The 14,572-nt window shown below is 58.5% G+C and carries 19 protein-coding genes; 7 read left to right on the top strand and 12 right to left on the bottom strand.

What is annotated here, in order from left to right:
• Nucleotides 1-15: 15 nt before the first annotated feature.
• The 4 genes from rplT to ACFO3S_RS25890 form a co-directional block, all read right to left on the bottom strand.
• Nucleotides 16-375, bottom strand: a complete 360-nt coding sequence (gene rplT, locus ACFO3S_RS25875; protein WP_378102091.1) for a 50S ribosomal protein L20 — start codon at nucleotides 373-375, stop codon at nucleotides 16-18.
• A gap of 159 nt (nucleotides 376-534) precedes the next feature.
• Nucleotides 535-735 carry a 50S ribosomal protein L35 gene (gene rpmI / locus ACFO3S_RS25880; protein WP_378102094.1) on the bottom strand — a complete coding sequence of 67 codons (201 nt, stop codon included), beginning with the start codon at nucleotides 733-735 and terminating at the stop codon, nucleotides 535-537.
• 17 nt (nucleotides 736-752) lie between these two features.
• A complete protein-coding gene (gene infC / locus ACFO3S_RS25885; protein ID WP_378102175.1) occupies nucleotides 753-1,247 on the bottom strand; it encodes a translation initiation factor IF-3 in 495 nt (164 codons plus the stop codon).
• A 341-nt stretch (nucleotides 1,248-1,588) separates the two neighbouring features.
• The gene (locus ACFO3S_RS25890; RefSeq protein WP_378102096.1) at nucleotides 1,589-2,827 is read right to left on the bottom strand and encodes a glycosyltransferase family 2 protein; all 1,239 of its coding nucleotides are present in this window, start codon (nucleotides 2,825-2,827) and stop codon (nucleotides 1,589-1,591) included.
• A gap of 510 nt (nucleotides 2,828-3,337) precedes the next feature.
• Between ACFO3S_RS25890 and ACFO3S_RS25895 the strand changes: the two genes are divergently transcribed.
• Nucleotides 3,338-3,862: a phosphatase PAP2 family protein gene (locus ACFO3S_RS25895; protein ID WP_378102099.1), complete on the top strand. Its 525-nt coding sequence runs from the start codon at nucleotides 3,338-3,340 to the stop codon at nucleotides 3,860-3,862.
• 60 nt (nucleotides 3,863-3,922) lie between these two features.
• Here ACFO3S_RS25895 and trmB read toward each other — a convergent pair whose 3' ends face one another.
• A complete protein-coding gene (trmB, locus tag ACFO3S_RS25900) occupies nucleotides 3,923-4,684 on the bottom strand; it encodes a tRNA (guanosine(46)-N7)-methyltransferase TrmB (RefSeq protein ID WP_378102101.1) in 762 nt (253 codons plus the stop codon).
• Nucleotides 4,685-4,822: 138 nt separating this feature from the next.
• On the opposite strand from trmB, the gene ACFO3S_RS25905 reads away from it, so the two are divergent.
• A complete protein-coding gene (locus ACFO3S_RS25905) occupies nucleotides 4,823-5,263 on the top strand; it encodes a cupredoxin domain-containing protein (protein ID WP_378102103.1) in 441 nt (146 codons plus the stop codon).
• Nucleotides 5,264-5,307: 44 nt separating this feature from the next.
• On the opposite strand, the gene ACFO3S_RS25910 is transcribed toward ACFO3S_RS25905, so the two are convergent.
• The 5 genes from ACFO3S_RS25910 to ACFO3S_RS25930 all read right to left on the bottom strand — a co-directional run bounded on the left by ACFO3S_RS25910 (nucleotide 5,308) and on the right by ACFO3S_RS25930 (nucleotide 8,467).
• Entirely contained in the window at nucleotides 5,308-5,958 is a 651-nt protein-coding gene (locus tag ACFO3S_RS25910) for a phosphatase PAP2 family protein (RefSeq protein ID WP_378102105.1), read from the bottom strand.
• A 154-nt stretch (nucleotides 5,959-6,112) separates the two neighbouring features.
• On the bottom strand, nucleotides 6,113-6,802 hold the full coding sequence (locus tag ACFO3S_RS25915; protein ID WP_378102107.1) for a hypothetical protein: 690 nt from the start codon (nucleotides 6,800-6,802) through the stop codon (nucleotides 6,113-6,115).
• The gene (locus tag ACFO3S_RS25920) at nucleotides 6,799-7,692 is read right to left on the bottom strand and encodes an ABC transporter ATP-binding protein (RefSeq protein ID WP_378102110.1); all 894 of its coding nucleotides are present in this window, start codon (nucleotides 7,690-7,692) and stop codon (nucleotides 6,799-6,801) included. Before ACFO3S_RS25920 ends, ACFO3S_RS25915 begins: the two co-directional genes overlap by 4 nt.
• Entirely contained in the window at nucleotides 7,689-8,060 is a 372-nt protein-coding gene (locus tag ACFO3S_RS25925) for a GntR family transcriptional regulator (RefSeq protein ID WP_378102113.1), read from the bottom strand. The genes ACFO3S_RS25920 and ACFO3S_RS25925 overlap by 4 nt, the downstream gene beginning before the upstream one ends.
• Before the next feature lie 221 nt (nucleotides 8,061-8,281).
• Complete coding sequence (locus ACFO3S_RS25930; protein WP_378102115.1) at nucleotides 8,282-8,467, bottom strand: hypothetical protein; 186 nt, start codon at nucleotides 8,465-8,467, stop codon at nucleotides 8,282-8,284.
• Between the two features lie 320 nt (nucleotides 8,468-8,787).
• Between ACFO3S_RS25930 and mnmL the strand changes: the two genes are divergently transcribed.
• The 5 genes from mnmL to ACFO3S_RS25955 all read left to right on the top strand — a co-directional run bounded on the left by mnmL (nucleotide 8,788) and on the right by ACFO3S_RS25955 (nucleotide 12,895).
• Nucleotides 8,788-9,747 (top strand): tRNA modification radical SAM protein MnmL/YtqA, encoded by a 960-nt coding sequence (mnmL, locus tag ACFO3S_RS25935; RefSeq protein ID WP_378102118.1) that lies wholly within the window; start codon nucleotides 8,788-8,790, stop codon nucleotides 9,745-9,747.
• 3 nt (nucleotides 9,748-9,750) lie between these two features.
• The gene (mnmM, locus tag ACFO3S_RS25940; RefSeq protein WP_378102120.1) at nucleotides 9,751-10,365 is read left to right on the top strand and encodes a tRNA 5-(aminomethyl)-2-thiouridylate-methyltransferase MnmM; all 615 of its coding nucleotides are present in this window, start codon (nucleotides 9,751-9,753) and stop codon (nucleotides 10,363-10,365) included.
• Nucleotides 10,366-10,559: 194 nt separating this feature from the next.
• Nucleotides 10,560-11,531 (top strand): type I phosphomannose isomerase catalytic subunit, encoded by a 972-nt coding sequence (locus ACFO3S_RS25945; protein ID WP_378102122.1) that lies wholly within the window; start codon nucleotides 10,560-10,562, stop codon nucleotides 11,529-11,531.
• Between the two features lie 143 nt (nucleotides 11,532-11,674).
• A complete protein-coding gene (locus tag ACFO3S_RS25950) occupies nucleotides 11,675-12,163 on the top strand; it encodes a hypothetical protein (protein ID WP_378102125.1) in 489 nt (162 codons plus the stop codon).
• A 210-nt stretch (nucleotides 12,164-12,373) separates the two neighbouring features.
• Complete coding sequence (locus ACFO3S_RS25955; RefSeq protein ID WP_378102127.1) at nucleotides 12,374-12,895, top strand: MogA/MoaB family molybdenum cofactor biosynthesis protein; 522 nt, start codon at nucleotides 12,374-12,376, stop codon at nucleotides 12,893-12,895.
• A 58-nt stretch (nucleotides 12,896-12,953) separates the two neighbouring features.
• Here ACFO3S_RS25955 and ACFO3S_RS25960 read toward each other — a convergent pair whose 3' ends face one another.
• Both ACFO3S_RS25960 and ACFO3S_RS25965 read right to left on the bottom strand, forming a co-directional pair.
• Entirely contained in the window at nucleotides 12,954-13,547 is a 594-nt protein-coding gene (locus ACFO3S_RS25960; protein WP_378102130.1) for a nitroreductase family protein, read from the bottom strand.
• A gap of 21 nt (nucleotides 13,548-13,568) precedes the next feature.
• On the bottom strand, nucleotides 13,569-14,570 hold the full coding sequence (locus tag ACFO3S_RS25965; RefSeq protein ID WP_378102133.1) for a FecCD family ABC transporter permease: 1,002 nt from the start codon (nucleotides 14,568-14,570) through the stop codon (nucleotides 13,569-13,571).
• Nucleotides 14,571-14,572: the final 2 nt, after the last annotated feature.

The raw sequence follows: 14,572 nt of genomic DNA on the forward strand, positions 1-14,572 counted from the left end.
TTAACGTACGCGCGATTACGCGTTGATTTTCTCTTTGGCAGTGCCGGCCAGCGAGTTGAACGCGTTGATGTCGTTCACGGCCAGATCGGCAAGCATTTTGCGGTTTACTTCGATGCCGGCCAGCTTCAGGCCGTGCATCAGCTTGCTGTAGCTCAGTCCGTTCTGGCGAGCTGCGGCGTTGATGCGCACGATCCACAGTTTGCGGAAGTTCCGCTTCGTCTGGCGACGGTCGCGGTATGCGTACATCAAGGATTTCATGACTTGCTCTTTCGCCTTCTTGAACAGGCGATGTTTCGCGCCCCAGTAACCTTTCGCCAACTTCAACATTTTATTGCGACGACGGCGCGTGACGAATCCGCCTTTGACTCTTGCCATGATTCATTACCTCCCGGAAGTGTTCGATATGAGGGTCAAAAGTCCGATTTTGATCGCGATGCCCGATCCCCGAAGCGGATTCGACGTCGAATCTTGAATTCAGCCCGGCTGAAAACGAACTTTTGATCTTAGATTGAACGAGACCGTCCAATCTTAATATTATTTCAGGTTAGCGATTTGCTGCTGCATACGGCGCACGTCGCCCGGAGCGACCAGCGGCTGATTGGACAGAACGCGCTTCTGGCGTCCCGACTTGTGAGACAGCAAATGGTTTTTGTAAGCTTTGAAGCGTTTGACTTTGCCCGTTCCGGTCACTTTGAAACGGTCTTTCAAGCTGCTGTGCGTTTTCATCTTAGGCATGGATTTATATCCTCCTGTCAGTGGGGTTTCGGCGCCAGAATCATAATCATACTGCGGCCTTCCAGCTTAGGCATGCGTTCTACAACACAGATGTCGGCGACTTCGCTGGCCACTCGCTCCAGGATCTTCTGGCCGAGCCTGGCATGCGTAATTTCGCGACCGCGGAACCGCACGGAACATTTCACCTTGTCGCCGTCTTTCAAAAATTTCACAACGTTGCGAAACTTCGTCTGATAGTCGTGTTCCTCGATGTTCGCACGAAACCAGACTTCTTTGAGGTCGACGATTTTCTGATTCTTCCGAGCTTCCTTTTCCTTCTTCTGCTGCTCGTAACGGAATTTGCCGTAGTCCATAATGCGGCACACCGGCGGCTTCGCCTGCGGCGCCACGTTGACCAGGTCTAAATTCGCGTCAATGGCCATCTGCATCGCTTCACGAAAAGGCTTAATCCCGATCTGCTCGCCCTCGGGGCCGACCAGTCTGACTTCTTTCGCCCGGATTTCCTCATTGATTTGATGATCCTTGCTAATAACGTTCCACCTCCGAAATAGTCTGCCGAACTAAGGGTTGCACAAACAAAAAATGCGAGCCGCATTCGGCCCGCATTCCGATCCTAACGTTAACGGCCGTGGTCGAAAGCCGAAGCCTTCGCTGCACTTCCCGTTCGTCGTCGGCTACGCTGACCCGTCAGCCATAGCCGATCAGGTGAGAAGCGGGCGCTTCTGCTTGCGCGTGCTGATTAGTTTTCGTAAACAGTCACAATGACTACTCTATCACGCCTTGCGCGGAGTGTCAACCCGTAATCGCGCTCCGGCCGAAAGCCGATTCCCGCCGGCCCTTCGCCAGCGGCTCGCTACATCTGCTTGCCTTGCACCTCTTCCAGACGGATGACGCGCGTATGCTTCGTATGGCTCCATGTCTTGTTGTTCTGCGTGAAGAACGCGTAAAACGCGATCGGCCACCAGGACAGGAAAAAGACCGGGAAGAGCAGCAGCTTCAGGTACATTCTCCAGTTGACCTTCTCCATCAGCATGGCGATCGGACATTGCAGATAGCCGTAGAGCACAATTGTCAACGACAGCCCGAGCGGCATTTTCGAGTAGATCGAGGTCAGATTCGGATCTCCCGGAAGCATCATATCGAACCATAGAGCCAGCGTCACGAGAAACCCGATCAAGTAAATAAACGCGTTAAAAATGTAAAGCGCGGCGTCGATCTTGACGATGCTGCCCGTGCGAATGCCCTGCCACAGCAGCGGCAGCATGTAGCGGCGCGACACGTCGAAGTGTCCTTGCATCCAGCGCAGGCGCTGGCGGGCAGACGCCCGGAACGTAATCGGCTTCTCGTCGTACACCCGCGCGTCGTAGTTGAATTTCGGGTAGATGCCCCGCTGGATGCAGCGCACCGTAAACTCCAAGTCTTCGACGAGACTCGTCGCCCCCCAGCCCATCTCTCGCAGCAGCTTCGTCTCGAAGCACATGCCCGTGCCGCCCAGGAAGTTGGACAGCTTCAGGTTAAAGCGAGGCAGCTGCCAGAGCCGGTTGCAGAACCAGTAGGTAATGCCGTTGGCGGCGCTAATCCAGGAATCGTGCGGATTTTTCGTATCCAGGTAGCCCTGGATCACGCGGTGTCCGTTGCACAGATCCTCATTCATATATTGCAGAAAGTTCGTGGCGACCAGATTGTCGGCGTCGAACATGACGATCGCATCGTATTGGCGGGGATTTTTCCACAGCTCCTTCAGCATCCACTCGATGGCGAAGCCTTTGCCCCGTTCGTTCGGATTCGTTCTTTCGCAGGCGTATACGCCTTCGTAGCCGCGAACGATGTCCGCCGTGCCGTCCGTGCAGTTGTCGCAGATGACGAAAATATCGAACAGCTCGCGCGGATAGTCCATTTTCAGCAAATTTTCGATCAGCGCCCCGACGACGGTTTCCTCGTTATGAGCGGCGACGATCAGCGCGAACGTTTTGGTCGGCTTGTGCGTAATCCGCTCCTTCCTCCGGTACCAGCCGAAAAAAGACAGAACAATCTGATACACGCCAATGGCTGCGGCAATCGCCTGAATCACCAGCAGAACGTTGTTGAACATATTCGGTTGTACCCCCTAGATCCCTTTTTTCTTTTTCTCTTTTTTTCTCTTTGTTTGTGTGTGTAGGTTTTCAGTGAACGCTTTGTTGAGCCCGCTCCTCCTGTCCTCCTGATCTTTCCTCCATAGAGGCAATCTTGATTGTCTGGCCTTTGCTTCCTTTTGTCAAAACGGGAAGTCGGCCGTTTTGGCGGACTACGCCCAAGAAGCCGCAATGGCGACGAACGAGCCCCGTCCGCAATAGCATTTGCTTCGCCCCAGCTCCGCTTTTCGCCGGATTGCTCTTCTTTTCTATCCGAAGACCTACTCCTCCGGCATAAAAAGCTAACGATCGGGGAAACGGAAAGGTTGCTGCCAAAATAGAACAATTTTCGACGTCTTGGCGTTTCTCTCCATTGAAAGTTTACCCAACGGGCCCGATTGTAAAACGAAAAAAAGTTAATACTGCCGTGACAATCACATGGTATGATGAAACAGGAGAAGACATTCCGCGCATCGAAGGAGATGGAGTCCATGAGCCGGCTCTACCGCATGCTCCAGGAAGTTGAACGTCCTTTGTTTCTATACGTCAATACACGCTGGAACCGGGCCGCGCTGAACTGGTTGTTCTATACGCTGTCGCTGATCGCGGGCGCCACCTTCAGCCTAAGCTTCTCTCTGCTGGCCGCGCTGTTCGCTCCGGCGCCTTGGAGCGATGCCGGATGGCTCGCACTCGCTTCCGTCACCCTTAGCCATATTCCCGTCGCTATCGCCAAGAGAAGCGCTCCCCGGCTTCGTCCCTACCAGGTGTTTCCCCAAGCGAATACGAACCGGCGGCCGTTGAAGGATCCTTCCTTCCCGTCGGGACATACGACGGCGGCGTTCGCCATGCTGACCCCATGGATGATGGTCCAGCCGATGCTGATTCCGACGCTGCTTCCAATCGGGCTCGGCGTAGCAATTTCCCGCGTATACTTCGGCCTGCATTTCCCGAGCGATACGGCGGCCGGCGCGCTGCTGGGCGCCTCGACCGCCCTGCTCCTGTCCATCTGGATTTAAACATAGAGAAAGTCCCGAGACCGATCGTCTCGGGACTTTTCCTGTTCGTCCGGCTGGCGCTTATTCGCTCGCCGCATCCGGATTCTTCATCGTTCCCCGGCTGAGCTGCTTCTCCAACTCGTCGGCCACGCGTCGGCGATGCTCGTGCCGAACCTGGTCGCCAACGACCGCTTCGAGCCGGTAGATCGGCTTTCCTTGTCCGATGAATTTGGCCTCGTACTCCGTCAGCACCAAGTCTTCCCGGACGCCGCCGCGATGAAGATCAAGAGAAATATGGCGCATCTGCAGCTCGGCGTCCGAGAAGCTGTTCAAGGAAAACTCGAACAGGCTGAGCGAATCCGTCTTGAAGTGAATCTCTCCGACGTCGTTCAGCACGCGCTTGTACTTCATCAGGAAGCGGGGATGAGTCAGCCGACGCTTGCCGTGCTTCGACTTCGGCCACGGATCGCTGAAGTTCAGATAGATTCGCTCCAGCTCTCCTGCCTCGAACATGTCCTCCAGAAACTCGACATTTCCTCTCACGAGCGCCAAATTCGGCACCGTCTCGGAATTTCTTTCGTTTTTCCACAGCGCCCGCGCCTTTTCGCTCGCTCGGCTGAGCAGCTCGTCGTACATGTCCATGCCGATATAGTTAACGTTCGGGTTGTTCACGCTCCACCGGCTGATGAATTGGCCTTTGCCCATCCCGCACTCGATATGGATCGGACGGTCGTTGCCGAAAAACTCGCCCCACCGTCCCTTCAGCTTCTGTGGCTCGAATACGATCAAATCCGTCTGACGCTCCAAATCTTCCCTCATGCTTTTTCTGCCGCGAAGTCTCATCTGATCCGTTTCCTCCTGCGGCCCGCGGCCGCTTAGCGTTCAATGAATTCTATTGTGACCAAACCGCCTCCGGTTGTAAAGGGATCAAACGGGGCATATTAACGAAAAAGGATTCATGAAGGAGGCCAAGCGATTTCAATGAACAAGACCCGACGGTTGATCGCCCTTATCGGGCTTGCGGCTCTATTCGCGCTCGGAGCGTGCGGGGGCAACAACGCCAACAACGGCAATAACGGCAACAACGCCGCCTCTCCGTCCCCGACCGTCAGTCCGACGGCGCCGGCAGAGGGAGGCGGGACCGGCGCAGGAGCCGGAGGGGCCAATGAGGTGACGATTGAGGCCACCAACTGGAAATTCGAGCCGGCGGAAATCCGCGTTAGAGCCGGGGATACGCTTAAGCTCACGCTGCACAACACGCAGGGCGCTCACGGCATCGAAATCAGCGACTTGAACGTAAAGATCAAGAACAACGAAACGAAGGAACTGAAGCTTGACCAGCCCGGCAGCTACGAATTCCACTGCTCGATCCAGTGCGGGCAAGGACACGATGCGATGACCGGCTTCATCATCGTCGAATAGAGAAGAAGGAATGCGCGGCCTCCTCGGCCTGCGCATTCCTTCTTCTATCTCCGCTCCTTGCGGAGCCAGCCGCGGAACAGCTCGATCCCAAGGCCCAGCCAGACCAGGCTGGCCAAGTAGCCGGCCAACACGTCGCTCGGATAATGGACGCCGAGATAGATTCGGCTAAGTCCGATTGACAGGACGAGCACCGCGGCCGCCGCAATCAGCGCCGTTCTCCCCGCCCTGCTTGCGATATGCCTCCACAGCAGGTAAGCCATCGCGCCGTACAGCGCGAACGCGGCCATCGAATGCCCGCTCGGGAAGCTGTATCCGGTCTCCTCCGCCAGGCGATGCAAGGCGGGCCTTTCCCTTTGAAAGGCGTTTTTAAGCAGCGAATTGAGCCCGGCGGCTCCGCCCACCGAGAAGACGAGCAGAAGCAGCTCCTTGCGGTGTCCCAGCCCTGCGGCCAGTCCCGCCCCGAAGACGACGAGCAGGAGGATGACGCCTGCGGTCGAGCCGATCAGGCTGGCGAACTCGGCCGCCCGCGTCCATGCGGGCGTCTCCAGCCCCTGGATGAACCCGATCATGCGGGAGTCGAACGCCGCTGTCCTCTCGCTCGAAACAAGCCAACTGACGACGATAAATAAAATGACGGCCAACGAAGCCCACGAATACGCCCTGCGATAAAACTTCTCTGTCTCTTTTTCCTTCACAAGCATGCCCCTTCTGAAATTAAGCTTCGCGTATGTCGTATGTTATCACAAGTCGGCCCGAAAACGAAGGGGAAGACGAACGGCTCGCATCGTCTGGTCATCAGCAACAGGAACGGGGCCATCCGGACGATGAGTCCGGATGGCCCCGCTTCGGCTAAGTGGTCGCCTTGCGCAGAAGCGCGTAGGATAAAACAACGTAGAGCAAGGTTAGAACGAGCATACCGTTCGCCAGCTCCAGTACGGAAATCCCCTGCGCCCAGCTTAGGAGCGATCCCCACCGATCATAATGGGTGATCGCGTAGAACGCGACGGTAAGCGCCAGTCCCAGCACGATAAATACGGCGAACAAGCCGTTGCGCCCGAATTTGCGATAGACGGCGGCGATCGCGAAGCCAAGGAAGAACAGATGCAGCATCGCATTAAAGAAAATCCAGAACTGCTCGAACTGCTCGGCCAGCGGCCCGTCGGTCACATAGGGAACGTTAAAGAAGCGCAGATCGATCCCCCAGTAGCTCGTCGCCCGTTCCACATACCCGAGCAGCATCAGCACGACCGCCGATGCGGCGCTGATGAGCGAGATCGTCGCGGCCGTCCCGAGGAAGTAGTCTTTTCTGCGGGCCCCGAAGCCGATCAGGAACGGAAACGTCTGACCGAGGCTGACAATGCCCAACACCATCATGTAGATATAAATAGAGGTCAATCCTCCCGTGATGATCACCTCTTCGACCAGACTGCCGATCACCAGGTTGACCGCAAAGCTGAAGCCCAGAATCAACCAAGGCAGCATCGTCCAGGACCATAAGTCGGTCAAGTGAGCCTTTACGATTCCTTTTACTCGGTTCATTGCGCTGCCTCCTCTCTTTTGCCGGAACCGCCGGTCATATGAACGATCATCTGCTGCAGGGAGACCGGCCCGATCTCCAAGCCCTGCTCCGCCGCTTGCTCTCTTTCCTGCGAGGATAGGCGGCCGAGCACCGTGGCGGACAGCAGACCGCCGAACGGGGCGCGATGAATGATCCTCTTGCCGGCAAGGAACGATTCCACCTTCGCCACCGGTCCGACGACGGTCGACGCCTGGCCCCGAAGCGCTTCAGCCTCCTCGTCGAGAAGCAGCTTGCCTCCGTCGATGACCAGCACATGCTCCAGCAGCTGGCTGACTTCGTCGATCAAGTGCGTGGACAGGACAATCGTGCGCGGATGTTCGGCGTAATCCTCCAGAAGCTTCTCATAGAACAGATTTCTCGAGACTGCGTCCAAGCCGAGATAAGGCTCGTCGAAGATCGTCAGCGGCGCCCTGCTGGCCAGGCCGACGACGATGCCGACGGCGGAGAGCATGCCCCTGGACAGCTTCTTGACTCGGCGGTTAAGCGGAAGCTGAAAATCCTGAAGGAGCGCATGCGCGAATTCGCCGTCCCAATGGGGAAAAAACTGCGGGCACACGTTCATCACGTCCTTCACCCGGAACGTATCGGGGTATTTCTGGCTTTCCTTAATGAAGCAGATCCGGTTCAGCACGTTGACGTTCTCGTAAGGCTCCTCCCCGAACACCTTCAGCTCTCCGGAAGTCCGGAAAATCTGCGCGGTCAGAATATGCATGATCGTTGTCTTGCCCGCGCCGTTTCGGCCGAGCAGACCGTAAATTTTACCTTCCTCCAGCTTAAAGCTGACGTTATCCACCGCCTTCACCTGGCCGTAATGCTTGGACAGTCCCCTGACCTCAACGATCGTCGTCATTGCTCCTTCGCTCCCCTCTTAATCATGTCCGTCAACTGCTCCGTCGTGATGCCCAGCTTCTCCGCTTCCTTGATCATGGACACGACGAACTGCTCGTAAAATTGTTCCTTGCGTTTGCTAATAATGATCTCCCTGACTCCGCTAGCCACGAACATGCCGATCCCTCGCTTTTTGTACAGGATTCCTTGATCCACTAACAGATTGATCCCTTTCAGCACCGTCGCCGGATTAATCTGAAAGAAGGCCGCGAACTGATTGGTCGAAGGCACTTGAGATTCTTCGGGCAGTCTCCCCTCCAGAATGTCGTTCTCGACCCGTTCGGCGATTTGTACGAAGATAGGGCGGCTGTCGTCCATTGCAAATGACATGTTTTCACCACCACTTCATCGGTTAGTTACTCATGTAATTAACTATATGACTGAATAAGCGAGATGTCAACCGTTTCTTTCGATACTCCGAGCAGCAAGCCGCCGTCCTTGGGATCGGCGGGATACAACGTTCATGTCGGAGGCGGTTCAGTCAGGATATCTAAAAAAGGGCGAATTCCCAATTAACGGGAATTCGCCCTATGGTTGCGCATTCTTGACGTTCAGTGCGTCCGCTTGCTTTCCTCCAGATAGCGGTCCTGGATGACGTGATTCAGCTTCTTCCTGGCCGAGATCTCGATGTTAGGGTTATTGGGAAATTTAGCGCCTGCCAGCGCCAGCACTTCTTTCACCGTCAGCTCGACTTTCACCGTATCGTCCCCTTGAGGAATCCGAAAGCCTGTGTTCATTGCATTCACCTCTCCAATTCTGAATGAGTTTGCTTGTAGCTTGCCCGAGATAGGAAAACAACATGAATGGAGCTGCGAAAAGGATATGATGTCAGGTTTTTTTGTTGATTTGTCGCACTTTTAATATAACACACCATGTTAGGTATTGCAAGTTTAAAGACGCCGGTTTCCGCCCGATTATCGATGTTCGTTCGGAATGAAACCGCCAACGATCCATCCGATTCCGGGATGAATAGTCGCATCGACTAGGCGCCGCTCTCGCAATTTCACGCGATTTTCGCTACAATTAATACCGACTTCTGCAAAGGACGGATGCTGCGATGACCACAACCGGAACCGAACCAAAGGCTCCCCGGCTCTGGACGGACAAGAGATTCCATACGTGGAATTACGAGATGCGCGAGACGTTCGGAACGAAAATCTTCAAGGTAATGCTCGATGCCGGCTTTACTTGCCCGAACCGGGACGGAACTATTGCCGCGGGCGGCTGCACGTTCTGCAGCGCGAGAGGCTCCGGGGATTTCGCGGGCAGCCGGCGAGACGACCTCGTGTCCCAGTTCAATCAGATTCGCGCCCGCCAGCACCTGAAGTGGCCGCAGGCGAAATATATCGGCTACTTCCAGGCATATACGAACACTTATGCCCCGGTAGAGACGCTGCGGGAATATTACGAGGTCATTCTCGAGCAGCCGGGCGTCGTCGGCCTGTCGATCGCGACGCGGCCGGACTGCCTGCCGGACGAGGTCGTCGACTATTTGGCCGAGCTGAACGAACGCACGTATCTGTGGATCGAGATGGGACTGCAGACGATTCACGAGTCGACCTCGCAGCTCATTAATCGCGCCCACGATACGGAATGCTTCGTCGATGCCGTGAGACGGCTGAGGGAGCGAGGCATTCGCGTGTGCGCCCACATCATCCACGGGCTGCCGGGAGAGACGCGGGAGATGATGCTCGACACGGTGCGGGCCGTAGCCGGCATGGACGTGCAGGGCATCAAAATCCATCTGCTCCACCTCATGCGCAAGACGCCGATGGTTCGTCAATGGAAGGCGGGCTTGCTGCGTTTCCTCGATAGGGACGAGTACGTCTCCCTCGTCGTCGATTCGCTCGAGCTGCTGCCTCCGGAGATGGTCGTCCACCGGCTGACCGGCGATGCGCCGAGGGAGCTGCTGATCGGGCCGATGTGGAGCCTTCGCAAGTGGGAGGTTCTGAACGCCATCGACGACGAGCTTGCCCGCCGGAACAGCTGGCAGGGCCAAGCCTGGAAAGGAGAATAGCGCATGGGCTTTCTCTCCGTGCTCAGCCAGGCGCAGCAATGGGTGAAAAGCCGGACGGGGCCAGGCGATCTGGCGGTGGACGCGACGGCCGGCAACGGTTCGGATACGCTGTTTCTGGCCCGGACGGTCGGCCCGCGTGGGCGCGTGTACGCCTTCGACGTCCAGCCTGCGGCGCTGGAGAATACGCGCCGCAGGCTGGAGAGCGAGCCGGACGGCGGCGCGGCTCTGGCTCCGGCGGAGCTCGTGCTGGCCGGCCACGAAACGATGGAAGCCGCGCTTCCCGCCGAGCTTCGGGGCCGAGTCGCCGCCGTCATGTTCAACCTTGGGTACTTGCCCGGCGCGTCCTCGACGTTGATCACGCGGCCCGAGACGACGATCGCCGCGCTGGAGAGTGCCGTCAGGCTGCTTCGCGTTGGCGGAGCGTTGACCGTTGTCGCCTACCCCGGCCACGAGGGGGGCAAGGAAGAGGCCGAAGCGGTCGAGGCCTGGGCGGCGGGACTTCCGCAGACGCTCGCCCAGACGGTCGTCTACCGATTTCCCCAGAAGCCGGCTTCGCCTTATTTGATTGCGTTGAACAAGTATAAACGGCTTACGCCGTCCTTGGGACCGGCGAGATAACGTTTATGTCGGAGGTGATTCAGATAAGGATAGCGAATTTGATCCTTTCTGAATCATCAAGCATAAACGGCTTACGCCGTCCTTGGAACCGGCGAGATAACGTTTATGTCGGAGGTGATTCAGATAAGGATAGCGAATTTGATCCTTTCTGAATCACTAAGAAATCCCATCATCTATTAGGAGGTTATCATGCGATGAACGTACAACCTTATCCGCTGCATTTTAAACCGGAGTTCAAAGAAAGAGTCTGGGGCGGCCGCGCGCTGGAGAAATTCGGCTTCGACGTGCCCGCCGGCGCGATCGGCGAAGGCTGGATGATCGCCGATCACCCGAACGGCGTATCGCACGTGACGAACGGACCGTTCGCGGGCAAAGGGCTGGACGAAATCCGCGAGACGGTCGGAGAGGCATGGTTCGGGACGAAGGGCGGCGCTTCGGGCAACGGCCGCTTCCCCTTGCTGGTGAAGCTGCTCGACTGCAACGACGACCTGTCCATTCAAGTGCACCCGAACGACACCTATGCGGGGCTGCCGCAAGGCGAGCTGGGCAAGACCGAAATGTGGTACGTGCTGGACGCCAAGCCGGACGCGAAAATCATCTACGGCCTCCAGCCCGGGGTGAGCCGGGAAGCGATGGCCAAGGCGATCGCGGAAAACCGGATTATGGACTGCTTGCAGGAAGTCCCGGTCAGGGCGGGAGACGCGTTCTACATTCCGGCCGGAACGGTGCACGCCCTATGCGCGGGCGTTGTCGTGGCGGAAATTCAGCAGAACTCGGATACGACTTACCGGCTGTACGATTATAACCGGCCGGGACTGGACGGAAAGCCGCGCGAGCTGCACATCGAGGACTCGTTAAACGTCACCGCCTACGAAGGGGCGGGAGCCGAGCGGATGGACACGTCCGCCGCCGTCCCGGGAGAGTGGCTGACGCTGGCGAAATCCCCGTATTTCAAGACGGACAAGGGCATCGTGCGCGGGCCGTGGTCGCTGTCCACGACGCCGGACAGCTTCGTCATCGTCATCGTCTGCGAAGGAAGCGGCACGATCGGCTGGGAGAGCGGCCTGGTCGACGCCAAGGCCGGAGACTGCTTCCTGCTGCCGGCCAACCTGGGCGGCTATACGCTGGACGGCTCGATGACCGTGCTTCGCAGTCTGGTGCCTTAAGCAGGAGCGGATTCGCCATGCTGTCCGGAAGTCGCCTGCCTGCGAGTCAGTCAGCCAGCCTGCCGGACAGGAAGGGAACTGGCCCGGTGTTGTCGAATAAAGGCACGGAGCCAGATCATGCAATTAGGTAGGGAGAGATGACGATGCGGCAGGGACTGATCATTGCGGGACTGGGATTGGCGGTATGGGCCGCGCCTACCCTGTTCTTCCTATTGTTCGGGGATTGGGTGCTGCTCGAGGTGGGGGAGGCTTATTTCGGAACGTCGTTGTTCTTGCTTGAAACGCTGTCGCTCCTCCTGCTGGTCGGCCTGGCCTTGGTCGTCAGGCTGAGGCTGATTCGGGAGCGCGGCTCCGCTGCCAGGTTCGGCTATGCGGCAGCGGTGATCGGCCTGCTGCTGAACGCGTTCGTCGTCTGGCATCGGAGCTCGGTGTTCTCTTCGTTCACGGAAGGGCAGCATCACGCCTATGCGGTATGGATGACGTTCGCCTACGCTCTGACGCTGGTCGTGCCGGCCGTCGTGGATCGGCTCGTGAGAGAGCCTTCGCAGCCTGCAGAGAGCCTCGACGGCTCCGGATCCGCCCTTGAGGCAGCCGAACCGGAAGAGGAGCGCTCCCGGCAGGAACCGCAGTGACCGAAACTCGAAGAGGCTTCCCTCGCCGTCGCCGGACGGCCGGGAAGCCTCTTTTTGGAGGCGAGAGCGAGCTTCTTCCGGCTATGAATAGGAGCCGGGCGATCGCCTCGGTAAAGCGGGCAAGCCGTTCGGGGTCCGTCGCGACGGCTTGTCTCGATGCCGAAGATTTGATATTTTCTAGGAAACCGATTAGTGAAGGAGCCTGTAGCCATGACATCGAATTCGACCGAGCAGCACCGCCGGGAAGCTCCCTCCAGCGTCGCTTGCTCCATCCTGACCGTCTCCGACACTCGTACGCCGGAGACGGACAAGAGCGGGCAGCTCATTCGAGAGCTGCTGGAAGCGGCCGGCCACACGATGGCGAACTACGCGATCGTGAAGGACGACTACGACGGCATCTCCGCGCTGCTTCGGCAAGCGGCCGACGACGCGCGCGTGGAGGCCGTCCTGCTTAACGGCGGGACCGGCATCGCGGGCAGGGATACGACGTTCGAGGCCGTTCGCGATCAGCTGCACAAGGAAATGCCGGGCTTCGGGGAACTTTTCCGCTATCTCAGCTTCGCCGAGGATATCGGCTCAGCAGCTATTCTTTCCCGCGCCATTGCCGGCACGATCGGTTCGACCGCCGTCTTCTCGATGCCGGGCTCGACCGGCGCCGTGCGCCTGGCGATGACGCGCCTGATCGTGCCCGAGCTCGGCCATGTGATGCGTGAGCTGTACAAGGATCGATAACCGGACGCCGATTGCCATCCGTTCGCGCCTTGCGGCGACTTAGCCGCCCGTGCTGCCGTCAGTCTTCCGTTGGAGCTCGCGGCGGGCTGTCCGGCGACCCGCGCACCGTCAGTTTGCTCTCGGCAGGCGACCGCGGCCGGGGGTCCGGGATGGCAGCCGGATACCCGACGTGCAGCACGCCGACGACCTTCTCCCCATCCGCGACGCCGACGGCACGGCGGAAATAGGGCGAGTAGATATAGGTGTTCGTTTTCCATACGACGCCCAGCCCCCGCTCCCACGCCGCCAGTTGAAAGCTCTGAATCCAGGCGCATGCCGCCCCGAAATCCTCTTCCCGCTGCTTCTGTCTCGGATCCTCCTTCATGGCGACGATAAGATGGCAGGGAATGACTGCGTATTCCCCGATTCTCTGTTCCGCATACTTCGCCTTCTCTTCGGCGGACATGGAGCCAATGACCGCCTCCGTAAATTCGGAGCGCGCTTTCCCCTGGTACAAAATATACCTCCACGGCTCCCGGAGCCCATGATTGGGCGCCCAGTTGGCGATGTCGAGCAGCTCCAGCAGCAGGGGGTACGGAACCGGATCGGGCTTGAACTGCCGGATCGTCCTCCGCTTCCGCAAGACGTCCGCGACAGGATATTGTTCGCTCATCGTTCCCGCTCCTTTCGCCGGCTAAGAATTCCGCTTCCTGAACAACAGGTAAATCATGTATGGAGCGCCGATCAAAGCGATCAGGATGCCGCACGGAATTTCCAGCGGAGCCGCCACGGTCCTTCCGAGCAGATCGGCGACGTTGACGAGCAGGCCGCCCGTCAGCACGGCGACGGGAATCAGCCTTCGCGACATCGAGCCGACGATAAATCTGGCCAGATGCGGCGCCATCAAGCCGACGAAGCCGATCGTACCGGCCATCGCGACGGCAGCCCCCGCAGAAGCGACGGCCAGAAGCAGGAGCAGCGCCCGAATGCGCTCCAGGCGCGTTCCGAGCCCGGTCGCGATCGAATCGCCCAACTGCAGCGCATCAAGCCCTCGCGACAGCAGCAGAGCGGCCGGAACGCCGACCGCCAGCCACGGCAGCAGCGGCCAGAAGTGCTCCCAGCTTCGGCCGTAGACGCTTCCGGACATCCAGATCACCGCCTGCTTCGCCTGCGCCAGGTCGGTGAAGGTGAGCAGGAAGCTGACAACCGCTCCCGCCGAAGCGGAGATCCCGACGCCGACGAGTACGAGCCGGACCGGCGACAGTCCACGCCGCCACGCCAGCATATAAGACAGCAGCGCCGCCAGGAGCGCTCCGGCGAATGCCGCGAAGGGCAGCAGCGCCACCGGAAAATCGGGAACAAGAACCATGCAGCCTACCGCGAACAGCGCCGCGCCCGAGTTCAGCCCGAGAACGCCGGGAGAGGCGAGCGGATTGCGCGTAACGCCTTGCAGAATCGAACCGGAGAGCGCCAGTCCTGCGCCCGCGAGGAACGCGACCAGGGCGCGGGGAAACCGGAACCGGTTAACGACCAGCTCGAACCGCTCGCTTCCCGCGCCGAAGACCGCCCCCAGCGCTTCGCCTGCGGGAATCGGAAAATCTCCCAGCACGATCTGAAGAAGCAGCGCGAGCACGTTAAGCGCGCCCAGACCGAGCCATACAAGAAGCAGCGTTCTCTTGCCCGTTATGGTCATCATTG

Origin of the sequence: Cohnella hongkongensis (assembly GCF_042654645.1) — a bacterium.
Taxonomy (GTDB): Bacteria; Bacillota; Bacilli; order Paenibacillales; family Paenibacillaceae; genus Cohnella; species Cohnella hongkongensis.

Coding starts and splice junctions, on each gene's coding strand:
- rplT (WP_378102091.1), bottom strand. CDS start 375: ATGGCAAGAGTCAAAGGCGGATTCGTCACGCGCCGTCGTCGCAATAAA.
- rpmI (WP_378102094.1), bottom strand. CDS start 735: ATGCCTAAGATGAAAACGCACAGCAGCTTGAAAGACCGTTTCAAAGTG.
- ACFO3S_RS25890 (WP_378102096.1), bottom strand. CDS start 2,827: ATGTTCAACAACGTTCTGCTGGTGATTCAGGCGATTGCCGCAGCCATT.
- ACFO3S_RS25895 (WP_378102099.1), top strand. CDS start 3,338: ATGAGCCGGCTCTACCGCATGCTCCAGGAAGTTGAACGTCCTTTGTTT.
- trmB (WP_378102101.1), bottom strand. CDS start 4,684: ATGAGACTTCGCGGCAGAAAAAGCATGAGGGAAGATTTGGAGCGTCAG.
- ACFO3S_RS25905 (WP_378102103.1), top strand. CDS start 4,823: ATGAACAAGACCCGACGGTTGATCGCCCTTATCGGGCTTGCGGCTCTA.
- ACFO3S_RS25915 (WP_378102107.1), bottom strand. CDS start 6,802: ATGAACCGAGTAAAAGGAATCGTAAAGGCTCACTTGACCGACTTATGG.
- ACFO3S_RS25920 (WP_378102110.1), bottom strand. CDS start 7,692: ATGACGACGATCGTTGAGGTCAGGGGACTGTCCAAGCATTACGGCCAG.
- ACFO3S_RS25925 (WP_378102113.1), bottom strand. CDS start 8,060: ATGTCATTTGCAATGGACGACAGCCGCCCTATCTTCGTACAAATCGCC.
- ACFO3S_RS25930 (WP_378102115.1), bottom strand. CDS start 8,467: ATGAACACAGGCTTTCGGATTCCTCAAGGGGACGATACGGTGAAAGTC.
- mnmL (WP_378102118.1), top strand. CDS start 8,788: ATGACCACAACCGGAACCGAACCAAAGGCTCCCCGGCTCTGGACGGAC.
- mnmM (WP_378102120.1), top strand. CDS start 9,751: ATGGGCTTTCTCTCCGTGCTCAGCCAGGCGCAGCAATGGGTGAAAAGC.
- ACFO3S_RS25945 (WP_378102122.1), top strand. CDS start 10,560: ATGAACGTACAACCTTATCCGCTGCATTTTAAACCGGAGTTCAAAGAA.
- ACFO3S_RS25950 (WP_378102125.1), top strand. CDS start 11,675: ATGCGGCAGGGACTGATCATTGCGGGACTGGGATTGGCGGTATGGGCC.
- ACFO3S_RS25955 (WP_378102127.1), top strand. CDS start 12,374: ATGACATCGAATTCGACCGAGCAGCACCGCCGGGAAGCTCCCTCCAGC.
- ACFO3S_RS25960 (WP_378102130.1), bottom strand. CDS start 13,547: ATGAGCGAACAATATCCTGTCGCGGACGTCTTGCGGAAGCGGAGGACG.
- ACFO3S_RS25965 (WP_378102133.1), bottom strand. CDS start 14,570: ATGATGACCATAACGGGCAAGAGAACGCTGCTTCTTGTATGGCTCGGT.